The following is a 14,512-nucleotide window of genomic DNA, read 5'->3' on the forward strand; positions in this document are numbered from 1 at the left end:
GTAGCTCTACCTCTATGACAATTAATTTCAAGGCTGTTCCTAAAAACATTTCGGGGAGTACGAGCTATTTCCCAGTTTGATTAGCCTTTCACCCCTACCCTCAGTTCATCCGAGAGCTTTTCAACGCTCACCAGTTCGGACCTCCATTACCTGTTACGGCAACTTCATCCTGACCAAGGGTAGATCACAAGGTTTCGCGTCTACCCCCTCTAACTATACGCCCTATTCAGACTTGCTTTCGCTTCGGCTGCGAATCTTAGATTCTTAACCTTGCTAGAGAGGAGTAACTCGTAGGCTCATTATGCAAAAGGCACGCTGTCATGGCACGAAGCCACTCCAACCGCTTGTAGGCGTTCGATTTCAGGTTCTATTTCACTCCGCTGTTCGCGGTTCTTTTCACCTTTCCTTCACAGTACTAGTTCGCTATCGGTCTCTTATTAGTATTTAGCCTTACCGGATGGTCCCGGCAGATTCCCACAGGATTTCTCGAGTCCCGCGGTACTCAGGATACTACTAAGTAACAGATTTGATTAATATAAGGGACTATCACCCTCTATGGTATTGCTTTCCAGACAACTTCTATTTCAAATCTATAGTCTATATTGTAGTCCTACAACCTCTCAAATGCCTTAACATTTGAGATTTGGGCTGTTCCCATTTCGCTCGCCACTACTTTGGGAATCACTATTTGTTTTATTTTCCTCGGGGTACTTAGATGTTTCAGTTCTCCCGGTTAGCATACTGCAAGCAGTATATACAGACTTCATCTGTATGGGTTGCCCCATTCGGATATTTACGGATATAATGGATATTTGCTCCTCCCCGTAACTTAACGCAGCTTATCACGTCCTTCATCGCCTATAAGAGCCAAGGCATCCTTCGAACGCCCTTAATTACTTTCTTAAATATTTTTCTACTTTGTATCTTCTTTCAATATGTCAAAGAACGTATTGCATATAAAAATGCAAGTGTGGAGAATAACGGATTCGAACCGTTGACCCCCTGCGTGCAAGGCAGGTGCTCTAGCCAGCTGAGCTAATTCCCCATAACGAGTAATTTTGTAGTCCCGAGCAGATTTGAACTGCTGACCCCTACATTATCAGTGTAGTGCTCTAACCAACTGAGCTACGGGACTGTTCTAATTTGACAATTAGACAATTTGATAATTAAACTTTCAAATTATTTCATTGCCAATTTGAACTAATTGTCCATGGCTCAGTGATAAAGTTCACTTTGCTCGTTTTGGGTATATTTTTAAAATAAGAGATAGGGGATGGAGAGAACCTTGAGTCAATCTTCTCTAGAAAGGAGGTGTTCCAGCCGCACCTTCCGGTACGGCTACCTTGTTACGACTTAACCCCAGTCATTGATTTTACCCTAGGCGATTCCTTGCGGATATCGACTTTAGGCACCCTCAACTCCCATGGTTTGACGGGCGGTGTGTACAAGGCCCGGGAACGTATTCACCGGAACGTTGCTGATTTCCGATTACTAGCGATTCCAGCTTCATGAAGGCGAATTGCAGCCTTCAATCCGAACTGAGATCGATTTTAGAGATTAGCATCACATTGCTGTGTAGCTGCCCTTTGTATCGACCATTGTAGTACGTGTGTAGCCCTGGACGTAAGGGCCGTGCTGACTTGACGTCATCCCCACCTTCCTCACCGCTTGCGCGGGCAGTTTCTTTAGAGTCCCCGGCCGAACCGCTGGCAACTAAAGATAGGGGTTGCGCTCGTTGCGGGACTTAACCCAACACCTCACGGCACGAGCTGACGACAGCCATGCAGCACCTAGTTTCGTGCCCTTGCGGGAAGACACCTTTCGGCATCGGTCACTAACTTTCAAGCCCAGGTAAGGTTCCTCGCGTATCATCGAATTAAACCACATACTCCACCGCTTGTGCGGGCCCCCGTCAATTCCTTTGAGTTTCAATCTTGCGATCGTACTCCCCAGGTGGATCACTTAACACTTTCGCTTGGACGCTGACTGTGTATCGCCAACATCTAGTGATCAACGTTTAAGGCGTGGACTACCAGGGTATCTAATCCTGTTTGCTACCCACGCTTTCGTGCCTCAGTGTCAATAACGGCTTTGTGAGCTGCCTTCGCAATCGGTGTTCTATGACATATCTAAGCATTTCACCGCTACATGTCATATTCCGCCCACATCAACCGTATTCAAGAACGACAGTATCAATGGCAGTTCTGCAGTTAAGCTGCAGGATTTCACCACTGACTTATCATTCCACCTACGCACCCTTTAAACCCAATGAATCCGGATAACGCTCGGGTCCTTCGTATTACCGCGGCTGCTGGCACGAAGTTAGCCGACCCTTATTCTTATGGTACAATCAGCTCTTTACACGTAAAGAGGTTTTTTCCCATACAAAAGAAGTTTACGAACCATAGGTCCTTCATCCTTCACGCGGCATGGCTGGATCAGTGTTGCCACCATTGTCCAATATTCCTTACTGCTGCCTCCCGTAGGAGTCTGGTCCGTGTCTCAGTACCAGTGTGGGGGATCGTCCTCTCAGACCCCCTATTGATCGTAGCCTTGGTAAGCCATTACCTTACCAACTAGCTAATCAAACGCATGCCCATCTATAACCACCGTAGTTTTAATATTAAAAAGATGCCTCTTCAATATACTATGGAGTATTAATCCGAATTTCTCCGGGCTATCCTCCAGTTATAGGTAGGTTGCATACGTGTTACGCACCCTTGCGCCGGTCGCCAGCATGTATTGCTACACCTGCTGCCCCACGACTTGCATGTATTAGGCCTGCCGCTAGCGTTCATCCTGAGCCAGGATCAAACTCTCCATTGTAGTTTGATTTATTCTCCCAATTAAGGGAATGTCTCAAAGTATTGACTCAATTTAACCTAAGTTAAAAATTGGTACTCGCCATCTTACCTATCTCAATATTTTCAAAGAACAAATTTGTTTTCCCTAAAAACAGGATTGCAAAGGTAAACATAATTTTTAATTACGCAAATATTTTTACAAAAAAAGTAAAATTATTTTTTCATTACCCTTTTAAAAGAACTGTTTAATTTTAAGGGGATGCAAATATACTACCATTTTTTTTATTTGCAATACTTTTTATTATTATTTTTTGGTTTTTTTGACAACTCAAATCAATTATCTGATTTTCAGTAGATTATTATTTGATTTTTTGAATTTATTTACTATAAAAATCAGGTTTATAACATCGAAAAGTGCTTTTAGAACTATTTTAAGATTAGCACCCTTACTTTTTCCGCCTTTACGGACTAGGTATTTTGAACGAACCTCGATAGGCTTTATCCCATATAGAATAAGCTTTGCACAAATTTCGCTTTCAATAAGTGAGCTCGTTAATTGCAAGTCTAAGTCTTTTAAATACTTCGTTTTATAAGCTTTTACCCAGTTTACATCTCTCAATTTAATTCCTAAGAAAAATCTGTTCAGTAATTTATTTATTAGAGACAACCCATTTCTCATTATTGAATATTGTGTATTTTCTACTCTGTAGAAACATATTATTTCTTTATCGGGAAAGGAGGCATAGGAATCTAGTTCATTTAAGTCGTATTGAGCGTCTCCTGGAATAAATATTACATTCTCTTTTTGTGCAGAAAAATATCCTGATCTTAATCCATAACCAATTCCCATGTTTGTTGGATGGCTGATTACATTGACTAGATTGGGATTATCTGATTTAAGTTGTTCTATTTGCTTAGCTGAATTATCTGTACTTCCATCATTAACAATTATTATTTCGAAATTGTTATTTGAAAGCTCACGAAATTTTGTGATTGCGTTATTGACAACTTCTTTTATTGAACTTTCTTCGTTATAACAAAGCACAATGACTGACCAAGACTGCTTTTGCATTATGTGTTAAAACTTATTTATTGTAGTGATAACGTAATCTACTTGCTCGTTCGTGAGTTCAGCAAACATTGGTAAACTCAAGCAATTGGATGCTAAATACTCTGAGTTAGGGAAGTCGTTTACCTTATAGTTTAAATGTGTGTATGCCTTTTGAAGATGGCATGGAACGGGATAATGAAATGCAGGAAGAATATTATTTTCGGTTAAATATTTGATTAACTCCTCTTTGTGATTTGATGTAATTACAAAAAGATGAAAGATTGAATTTGCCCACTCGGGCTGCATTTGCATTTTAATTTTTGAATTTTTTATTTCTGATAAATATCGCTGCGCAATTACTCTTCTTCTATCATTCCACTGTTGAAGATATTTTATTTTTACATTTAAAGACGCTCCCTCTAAGCCTCCCATTCGCATATTGTAGCCGATTTCATCGTGGTAATATCTAACCATAGAACCATGATTACGCAGGCTTTGTAAGTGCTTGAAGTATTTTTCGTTATTAGTTGTAATTCCACCTGCTTCTCCGCAAGCTCCTAAATTTTTTCCTGGGTAAAAACTGAAACAGGCCATTTCAGAGAACCCGCCAACAGGTTTTCCTTTGTAAGTTGCGCCTTGGGCTTGAGCTGCGTCTTCTACTAAAAATAGGTTGTGTTTATTGCAAATAGCTTTTACGGCATCGATATCAAATGGTTGACCATACAAGTGAACCCCGATAATTGCTTTAGTTTTCTTAGTGATTTTTTTCTCAATTGCAGATGCATCAATTTGCCATGTATCTTTATTACAATCAACAAAAACTGGGGTGGCACCAGCGTGGGATATTCCCCAAGCTGTAGCGATGAATGTATTTGCAGGGAGTATAACTTCGTCTCCGCTACCTATGCCAAGTGCCAGCATTGCTAAATGAAGCGCAGATGTTCCGTTATTGACCCCAATTGCGTAATTTGTTTGACAAAAATCCGCAAACTTTTTTTCAAATTCTTCTACAAAGGAACCTCCAGAGAATGCTGTATTTTCATATACTTTTTCAAAAGCTTCGAATACTTCTTTTTTTATACTCTGATGTTGCTTTTTTAAATCTAGGCAAGGTATTTTTTCCATAATGGGATTAACTAATTTTTCTTATTACTCTAGCAGGATTTCCTGCTACAATTGAATTTGCGGGGACATTCTTTGTTACAACTGAACCTGCTCCAACCAATGCATTTTCTCCGATAGTTATACCACAAATAATAGTTGCATTGCTACCGATAGATGCTCCTTTCTCAACAAACGTTTCAACCATTTTCCAATCCGAATCTGTTTGGGGAGAACCATCAGGGTTTGTAGCTCGAGGAAATAGGTCATTTGTAAACATTACCCCATGACCAATAAATACGTTATCTTTTATGTGTACACCTTCGCAAATAAACGTGTGACTGGAGATTTTACAATTTTTACCAATAGTTGCACCCTTTTGTATTTCGACAAATGCACCTACCTTACTCCCATCATCAATACTACAACCATAAGCATTTACGAAATTGAAAATTTTAACACCTGTACCTAACTTAACATTAGTAAGGGTTTTACGAGGTTCGTCTAGATTTATTAATTCCATTTTATAAAATAATTTCTTTTCCGTTTTGTTTTATTGATTTCTGGGAAGCTTCCAAAATTTTAATGACATCTAATCCAGAATTATAATTAGACAATGGAACTTTTCCTGTATTAATTGCTTGTAAAAAATCAAGCGCCATACCTGCTAGAGCTTCTTTGTTCTCTATTTTGGGTAGATAAATATCTCCGACACGATAATCGATAAGGAGCTTATTTTTTTCTTCGTCTGTTTTGTGATTATAACCTGTGTCGTACACTTTAATTTTTTCGGTGGGCTCGATATCGTTGTACACAATCATTTTTTTATCGCCACCAATAAGCATCATTCTAATTTTTACCGGTGAAGTCCAAGAACAATTAAAGTGAGCGATGAAGCCGTTTTGGTAGTTCACAGTTAGGTAGGCGATATTTTCAATATTGTTATTGGTGTGGCAAACGCCTGTTGCATTTACACTGTATGGTTTTTGATCTAAAAGATAATTAAGTATGGAAATGTCATGAGGAGCCAAATCCCACAAAACGTTTACATCTGGCTGAAACAAGCCTAGATTGATTCTTGTGGAGTCGAAATATTTTAGATTTCCAATTTCGTTATTTACAATCATTTGTTTTATTTTTTGTACTGCTCCTGTGTACAAAAATGTATGATCTACCATTAAAATTTTATTGTTTGTTGACGCCAATTCAATCAACGCCTCTGCCTCTGCGACACTTGCCGTCATTGGCTTTTCGAGTAATACATGCTTACCTGCTTCTAATGCTTTTTTGGCAAGTGCAAAATGGGTGAAAACCGGTGTTGCAATAACAACGGCATCTATATCCACAGAATTAATTAAATCGTCAGGATTATTGGTTGTAGAAATACCCGGATACGATTTGGCAACTAATGCTAATCTTTCTTGTCTAAAATCGGCAACAGATTGAACTTTACAACCACCTAAGGATGAAAAATTTCTTACTAAGTTTGGTCCCCAATAACCATAACCAATTATTCCAACTTTTAACATGTGTAAAATATTATTCTTAAAAAAGATAAATATAATCTTTTAATAAATACGCACTAAATTAAAATGGTGGTTGAAAAAATATGCATTTGACAACATATTAAACTTAATTTTTTAAAAGAATTAATTATCCAAATTTGATTAACAATTGATAGATTTGCAAAGATTTTAATCGAATTACCTTTTAGCTATTATCTCTAACAAATACGCAACAGCACAAATATGAAAGTATTACCCAAGTTATTAATTCTACTTTCTAAAAATACAACGTTGGATTTTTCAAAGTTAACAAGTTATATAAAACAAAATATTGGATTATATAATGAAATACTACTTGTTGCAAACAAAAACAGTAGTTCGTATGATAAAATTGAAAGTTTACTTAAATCTGATTTACAAGAATTTACTACCATTAAATTATTGGATAATTGGTGTATAGATACAACATCTGAATCTATTTATATAATTAATGATAATTTATTAAAAAACAATGCTACGCTTTCGGAAATCCCTACCGAAAAAAATACAGAAGGGTTTGATATAACTCTTGTTTGTGCGGGAAAAGAAAAAAATGAGCCTTTTTTTAAAAAGCTTTTGCGTAATGCTTTTGCTTTTATTTTACGAATTATTACGCCAATAAATTTTAAGAAAATTGATATATGCAACATGTATATGTCGAATGCCTCACTATATAGAGGCATGAAAATCAAAAATATTTCTTCCGTTTTTGAAATATTGACATATGGCGTTTTGCGAAACCAGAAGGTAAATATATTGAGCTTACCACTTATTAATAAAAGTACTGCAGGGTTATACATTACATCAATTCTACAAACATTAAAAACAGCGATTAGCTGTCGAATTGAATGGTTCTTAACTGAACCATTCAAAAAAAATCCTTTGATAGGAGCCCAAACAGATGGTATTTATCGTTTTTTAGTTGCGAGTATTTTTATTGTTTTACTTTTCTTAATGCCATTACTGAGCCTTTCGTTTGGAATTACCTGGGATGAATATTTGCACAATGGGTATGCAAAAGATTTATTAAACTATTATACATCTTTTGGAAAAGATCAGTCTATTTACGACACCAAGAAACATGCATATTCAACAATGATTTCATATGGAGCATCGTTTGATTTATATGCATGTATGCTACAAAAAATATTTAGCAGTGCCGGAGAATATGAGATTAGACATATACTAAACTCTTTGTTTGGCTTAGTTACATTGATTTACGGCACTTTAATTGCAAGACAATTGCTTGGCTGGAGAGCAGGATTTATAGCATTACTACTTTTACTTTTCTCGCCATCTTTCATGGGGCATACAATGAATAATCCGAAGGATATTCCTTTTGCAGCAGGCTATGTAATGAGTATATATTTTTTATTAAAACTACTCAAAGAGCTTCCGAGTGTAAGTGCAAAAACAGGTTTCTTTCTAACTTTTTCTATTGCATTATCAATAAGTATTAGACCGGGCGGATTTTTGCTTATAGCCTATGCTTTTCTTGCGCTATTTATTGCGTTAATAATTTATTTAAAACAACATAAATTAAAGAACATCTTTAAATCATTAGTATCGTTTTTGAAGCCGGTGTTACTAATATGTGTTGTAGGATATTTTGCAGGACTTATTTTTTGGCCTTTTGCACTAAAAAACCCTTTTAAAAATCCATTGATTGCTTTGAAAGAAATGACAAACTTACAAGGACTAACCTTGTACGAGTTATTTGATGGAGGAAGATACTATACAGACAAACCTTGGTATTACATACCTAAATATATTTTAATTACTGCTCCTATAGCTGTATTAATAGGTATTTTACCGGGATTACTTCTACTTTTAGACAAAAAGAAAACGATAAATAGACTAAAAGTTTTAGCGTTGCTTTTTGTAATTGTATTTCCGGTATCTTATGCTATATACCAAAAATCTTTTGTTTATAATGGTTGGAGGCACTTTTTATTTGTGTATCCACCATTGGTTGCTTTTACTGCTGTTGGGTGGGAATATATTTTACGATTAATTAAACAAAAGTACGTACAGCTTGCAATTGCAGGTGTTCTTTCTATTTTATTACTAAAGCCCGCAATATGGAGTATAAAAAATCATCCACTTGAATATTTGTATTACAACGAATTTGTTGGAGGCTTACACGGAGCTTACGGAAATTATGAAACAGATTATTGGTGTCAATCTCCAAGAATAGCAACAGAATGGCTACTTGCCAACAAACCTGAGATTAAAAATAAAAAAACAGTAGTGGCTACAAACAATGAAGTACATTCTCTATCGTATTATTTTCAGAAGGAAACTGATAGTGTAAATGTGGCTTGGACAAGAGAAAACGAGTGGAATAAAAAAAATTGGGATTACGCCATTTGGACTACAAGAACACTATCAAAAGAGCAACTTAGAAATGGAGCCTTCCCACCAAAAGGAACTATTCATGTTATTGAAGCTGATGGGGTTCCTTTGGCCGCAATTGTAAAGCGAGAAAATAGTTTTATTCCGGATGGATACAAGTTTATGGATAAAAACAATTTTGCTGCTGCCGCTGCAGAGTTTAAAAAAGCTACTGAGTACGACCCAAAAAACGAAGAGGCATTTAGACTTTACGGATGGGCTTTATTTTATTTGAATCAATTTGATGAATCGATAAAAAGCTCATTAAAAGCTGCGGAAATTAGACCCGATAATTCTTTTGCATATGGATTTATTGGAGCAGCATATATGAGAAAAAAAGATTATTCGAAAGCAACTGATTATTTAAAAGCCGCTATTAAATACAAATGGAACAATTCGATGGCTTATGAGTGTTTAGGCGATATTTCTTTTGAAAGCCAGAAGTTTGATGATGCTATTAAAAACTATAACGACAACTTGAGGCATGGTGGTGAAAATCCAGTTATTTATAGTAAAATTGGTAAATCTTATGTTGGGAAATATTCTAGCGACCCAAGTAGAGGAAAAAATAATTTAGAAAATGCACTTCGCTATTTTGAGGCATCTGTTAAATTAGATCCAAACATGGCAGAATCGTACTATACAATGTCGATTATTTATGATCAATTTGGAAACAAACAACTTGCCGCAAATTATATGAATAAGGCAAAAAGTTTAATGGGGAAATAAGCCAACCCACTTGCTCCTATTGCTTATCAATAGAAAATAATGTAACTTCTTACAAGCAATATGACTATTCACTCTATTTATAATTTAGGAAAAAGTAGTTTACTTTTTATTGCTTATTTATTATTGGCGCTACTTAAAGTACAAGCGCAAGCACCCATTGGCTATACCTATGTAAGACCAATTGTAATTAGTAATACAAACATCGTACCTCTTTCTAATTTTCAAATTACTTTTGATTTACAGACCAGCACATTAGTATCTGCAAATAAAATGAAGGCTAACGCAAATGATATTTTATTTCAACACGGTTGTAAAAATTTATGTTTTTGGATTGAAGATTCGTCATTCAATAATATTAGAACAACTTTTTGGGTAAAAGTAGATACAATTACTCCAGGAATTGATACTATTTATATGTATTATGGAAATGCAGGAGCTGCGTTAAACCCATACTATGATGGAGATTGCACATTTGAGTTTTTTGATGATTTTAATGCGGGGGCAGTAAATACAACCAAATGGCCAACAACAGACCAAGCATTGTTTGGAATTGGTAGTGCTATTAACATTACCTCGCCAATTAGTACTTCTGGACATTTTACTATTTCTGCAACAAGTGGAAATAATCATAGAATAGGATTAGTACATCAAATGACAATGAGTAATTATGAAGTTGGCAGTAAGTTTAAAATTAATTTCCATCCTTATACGAATGGCGCACCTCCAGATGCTGATATCGAAATTGGTTGGTGTCCCTACCCAATTGTTTCACCTAAAAACGTTGGATATTCTCCTGGATTATCAAGAATAGCAACCTATTTAATGGATGATGAATTTCCAAATGAGTATTGTGGAACCAATACAGCTCCCCTTTCGCCAGCTACACAAATAGGAAGTAGTATACTTTCTAATGATTTAAGAGGAGATTGGAATTATGCACGTGTTAGAACGCTAAACAATACTTTAGAAGCAAGAAGGTTTACATATTCTCCTTTTTTTACAACTAATAAGACTAATGACATTTTCAACACATCTATTATAACTTATACCAACAATACATCTTGCCTATTTGTGGGTAGTTCTGCTTACGGAGATTTACCATTCGCTGTAGATTTTATTTTTGTAAAAAAGGCTGTTGCCAACGAACCTACAGCCACACCTTCAACAGAGCGTTTAAATGCACTTCCTTGCTTATTGTCTATTATAAGCAACTCGCCTGTATGTAATTTACAAGCACTTACATTTACTTTAAATTCAGGATGCACACAACAACAACCCAATACCTATTTAATCACTGGACCAAATGGATTGAATAGCTCTATTACAAGCTCCACTTATACAATTAGCAATTCTACTTTTACAAACTCCGGAAAATATTATACGATTGACACCGTGCTACAATGTCCTTATATTGATTCTACAGTTGTTTCAATCTTACCACTACCTACAATAATTTCAACATCAGTAAGTGTGTGCAATGGGAATAGCGTTGTTGTATCTGCCAATGGTGCTATTTCGTATAGTTGGTCGAACGGTTTAACAGGTGCTGCAATCAATTATATTCCTACATCATCTGAAACACTAACTGTTACAGGAACTGATATAAATGGATGTTCAAATGATACAACCGCATTTATTACCGTGAATTCTAATCCACAAACAAATTTTTCACTAGCAATAGGCGATTCTATTTGTGCATTTATGGGCAAAGCCATAGCACAAATAGAACCCGGAAATACAATTTTTTGGTTTTTAGATAATTTACCAATTGGTATAGATACATCTGCAACTCTAAATTTACAGGCTGTTGGAAGTTACACATTAAAATTAATCGAAATAGATTCGTTTGGCTGTGCTGACACTTTAGAAAAAACAGTTAATGTGATAGAAGATTTTGCAAGTACAATTTATATTCCAAATTGCTTTACCCCCAACAACGATGGAGTAAACGATACGTGGGGAATTGAATACACTTGTTTAAAAGACATGAAATGTGAAATATTTAACCGCTGGGGAGAACATATTAAAACACTAAAATCCTTAGATGAACGATGGGATGGATATTATAAAGGAAGATTGGTAGATTGTGAAGTGTTTGTGTATAAAATTATTGCAACAGATAAATTAAACGAAGCCAAATTATTACGAATTGGACATGTTACTGTGCTTAGATAGGAAAAGTTAGGTAGTTTCGAACAAATATTTGTTGTGTTCCAGCAAATCATTTTTTACCGCATACATCACCAACCCAGCGGTATTGGCTAGACCTAGCTTATTCATGATATTTTTTCGGTGAGTATTTATGGTATGGGTGCTTAAAAATAACTTATCTGCAATTTGTTTGTTAGATAAGCCATCAGCAACTAATCGAATAATATCTCGTTCTCTTTCGGTAACATTTATACCCTCGCAGTTCGCTGAATTATTAGCGCTTAAGGATGATTTATTTTGATTGAAATTAACTAGCGATTCTACTATCTTACTACAAATAAAACCTTCTCCTTTAGAGGTTTTTCCTATTGCATCTTGTATCTCTTGTCCATCACAGTCTTTAAGCAAATAACTTTTGACTCCGGCTGCCAATATTTTAGTTACTATATTTTGTGGCTGTTCGTTAGTTATTGCGAGAATATTAGTTTTTTTATACGTATCGGCAAGTTGTTTTATGTGATTTAATGAAGGTGCAACAGTTATACAATCTATGATAAGAATATCAACAGGATCTAGATCTAATTTTATTACTAGCTCACTCCAATTTGATATAGAACCAACAACTTTATACGATTTATTTTTGGCGCACAATGCTTCCAATCCTTTACAAACAAGGAAACTATCGTCTGCGATTAAAATAGAGGTTTTTGTCATCGTATAATGAATGCAATTTATCAAGAATCATTCTAAACAAAAACACTAATTCGGTTAATTTATCAACAAAAGTTAATCAATAACAATCTTCTCTCCTTGCTTTGCCAAAATTGTATTTTCAAAAACAGTTTTAGCCTCATCCAAAAGAGGAACTAAACTTCTGTATCTAGCAGAAAAATGCCCTATTACCAAACGTTTAGCAGACGATTTAAGTGCCACAGTTGCGGCTTGAATAGTTGTAGAATGAAATGTTTCTTTTGCTCTTTCTTGCATATCGTGCATAAAGGTTGATTCGTGGTACAATAAATCAACACCTTTCACATCCTCAATCACCGATTCAAGATAACATGTATCCGAACAATATGCATAGCTTCTTGGAACATGCGCTACTGAAGTTAGTTCTGCATTATCAATAATTTGCCCATCGGATGTAGTAAAACTATTGCCCAGCTTAATCAAATTGATATAGTTATCGGGAATGTTGTACTGAACAATTTTATCCTTATTTATTTTCTTAGGCAATTCCTTTTCTTTGAACAAAAAACCGGTACAACTTATTCTGTGATTAAGAATAATTGTTTTAATAATCAGTCGTTCGTCTTCCACTAGAATTTCTGGTTTTGCTGAATTTATTGCATGAAAAACGAGTTCGTAATTAAGATAAGTTTGAGAATATTTAAGTTGTATATCAATAATAGACTTTAACTCCGCAGGTGCGTACAAATGAAGTGCGTGTTTCCGACCAAGCAGGTGCATACTAGATAACAAACCCATTAACCCAAAATAATGATCGCCATGTAAATGACTAATTAGGATATGATCAATTTTTTGGAATTTGATTTTATACTTTCGCAATTGCATTTGCGTTCCTTCTCCACAATCAACCAAAAATAATCTGTTGGCCACATAAACAACTTGTGCGGACGGGTTTCTATTAGCCGTAGGTGTTGCAGAACTACAACCCAATATAGTTATTTCAAAGGGTTGCATGAGAAATGTAATTAGTCTTCTGAACGACTTTGATTTTCTAAAGCTGCGGAAAGCATTGTTTCTGCTTCAGTTACAGAAGATGCAATATTTAAAATGGAATCTAATTGAGAAATAGAAATTAACTTTTTAACGGAATCTTGTATACCCATTAATACAAATGCGCCTTTAGAGTTTTTACACAAACGATTAGCAACAAGTATAGAACTTAATCCAGAAGAATCGCAATATCTAGTCTCTGTTAAGTCAATAACAATATTTTTTATTCCTTCAGAGTTTAAAATAACCAACTCCGATTTTAAAGACGGAGAAATAGCTGTATCAAGTTTTTCTGCTTTAACCTTGATGAGTGTATAAGTTGGTTTTTTTTGAATTTCAAAACTCATGATATTGTAATTGTTATAAGCGTTTAATTATAAAATTTAACGGACAAAGCTACGTATTTTCAAAACAAACACAAAAAATATTAGTCGGCAATTCCAGCCAATAAATACAATACTGCCATACGAACCGCTACTCCATTTTCTACTTGGTCTAAAATAACGGAATTGTCGCCATCGGCAATAGCGCTGGTAATCTCCACCCCTCTATTTATTGGCCCTGGATGCATAATAACTAAATCTTTATTTATTGACTTGAGCAGTTCCATATTTAAACCATAAAGCATGGTGTATTCGCGTAAAGAAGGAAAATACTTAATATCTTGTCTTTCGAGCTGAATTCGAAGCATATTTGCCACATCGGCCCATTTAAGTGCTTGTTTCAAATCAGTTTCAACTTCAACTCCTAATGATGTTATATGCCTAGGAATTAGTGTTGGTGGACCACATACTTTTACTTTTGCGCCCAATTTCTGCAAGCAGAATATATTTGACAAAGCTACTCTTGAATGTAAGATATCTCCAACTATTACAACTTTTTTACCCTTTATTTGCCCCAATCTTTCTTTTATGGAATACGCATCCAGTAAGGCTTGTGTAGGATGTTCGTGAGCACCATCGCCAGCATTAATAATTTGAGAGTTTATATGTTTTGAT

Annotated in this window: 10 protein-coding genes, 2 tRNA genes and 2 rRNA genes; 2 read left to right on the forward strand and 12 right to left on the reverse strand. The window is 35.5% G+C overall.

The annotated features are described in order from the left end of the window. From J0M08_13890 to J0M08_13925, 8 genes are all read right to left on the reverse strand, one after another. Positions 1 to 903, reverse strand: a 23S ribosomal RNA gene (locus tag J0M08_13890); the annotation flags it as partial. Positions 904 to 971: 68 nt separating this feature from the next. Then, positions 972 to 1,045 (reverse strand) — tRNA-Ala (locus tag J0M08_13895). 16 nt (positions 1,046 to 1,061) lie between these two features. Further along, positions 1,062 to 1,135, reverse strand: a tRNA-Ile gene (locus tag J0M08_13900). A gap of 169 nt (positions 1,136 to 1,304) precedes the next feature. Beyond that, a 16S ribosomal RNA gene (locus J0M08_13905) occupies positions 1,305 to 2,826 on the reverse strand. A 315-nt stretch (positions 2,827 to 3,141) separates the two neighbouring features. Beyond that, the gene (locus J0M08_13910; GenBank protein ID MBN8704153.1) at positions 3,142 to 3,876 is read right to left on the reverse strand and encodes a glycosyltransferase family 2 protein; all 735 of its coding nucleotides are present in this window, start codon (positions 3,874 to 3,876) and stop codon (positions 3,142 to 3,144) included. A gap of 6 nt (positions 3,877 to 3,882) precedes the next feature. Further along, positions 3,883 to 4,983, reverse strand: a complete 1,101-nt coding sequence (locus tag J0M08_13915) for a DegT/DnrJ/EryC1/StrS family aminotransferase (protein ID MBN8704154.1) — start codon at positions 4,981 to 4,983, stop codon at positions 3,883 to 3,885. A 4-nt stretch (positions 4,984 to 4,987) separates the two neighbouring features. Next, a complete protein-coding gene (locus J0M08_13920; GenBank protein MBN8704155.1) occupies positions 4,988 to 5,479 on the reverse strand; it encodes an N-acetyltransferase in 492 nt (163 codons plus the stop codon). A gap of 1 nt (position 5,480) precedes the next feature. Next, positions 5,481 to 6,485, reverse strand: coding sequence for a Gfo/Idh/MocA family oxidoreductase (locus J0M08_13925; GenBank protein MBN8704156.1), 1,005 nt, complete (start codon positions 6,483 to 6,485; stop codon positions 5,481 to 5,483). A gap of 219 nt (positions 6,486 to 6,704) precedes the next feature. Between J0M08_13925 and J0M08_13930 the strand changes: the two genes are divergently transcribed. Together J0M08_13930 and J0M08_13935 are read left to right on the forward strand one after the other, a co-directional pair. After that, complete coding sequence (locus tag J0M08_13930) at positions 6,705 to 9,623, forward strand: tetratricopeptide repeat protein (protein MBN8704157.1); 2,919 nt, start codon at positions 6,705 to 6,707, stop codon at positions 9,621 to 9,623. A gap of 60 nt (positions 9,624 to 9,683) precedes the next feature. Continuing rightward, the gene (locus J0M08_13935) at positions 9,684 to 11,798 is read left to right on the forward strand and encodes a DUF2341 domain-containing protein (protein ID MBN8704158.1); all 2,115 of its coding nucleotides are present in this window, start codon (positions 9,684 to 9,686) and stop codon (positions 11,796 to 11,798) included. 6 nt (positions 11,799 to 11,804) lie between these two features. Here the strand turns inward: J0M08_13935 and J0M08_13940 are convergent, their stop codons facing one another. The 4 genes from J0M08_13940 to J0M08_13955 form a co-directional block, all read right to left on the reverse strand. Further along, positions 11,805 to 12,488, reverse strand: a complete 684-nt coding sequence (locus J0M08_13940; protein MBN8704159.1) for a response regulator transcription factor — start codon at positions 12,486 to 12,488, stop codon at positions 11,805 to 11,807. 72 nt (positions 12,489 to 12,560) lie between these two features. Continuing rightward, positions 12,561 to 13,478, reverse strand: a complete 918-nt coding sequence (locus J0M08_13945; protein ID MBN8704160.1) for a ribonuclease Z — start codon at positions 13,476 to 13,478, stop codon at positions 12,561 to 12,563. An 11-nt stretch (positions 13,479 to 13,489) separates the two neighbouring features. After that, the gene (locus J0M08_13950; GenBank protein MBN8704161.1) at positions 13,490 to 13,861 is read right to left on the reverse strand and encodes an STAS domain-containing protein; all 372 of its coding nucleotides are present in this window, start codon (positions 13,859 to 13,861) and stop codon (positions 13,490 to 13,492) included. A gap of 80 nt (positions 13,862 to 13,941) precedes the next feature. Beyond that, positions 13,942 to 14,512, reverse strand: a 571-nt coding sequence (locus tag J0M08_13955; GenBank protein ID MBN8704162.1) for an aspartate carbamoyltransferase, incomplete at its 5' end; no start/stop codon positions are given.

Source organism: Bacteroidota bacterium, assembly GCA_017303975.1.
Lineage (GTDB): Bacteria > Bacteroidota > Bacteroidia > JAFLBG01 > JAFLBG01 > JAFLBG01.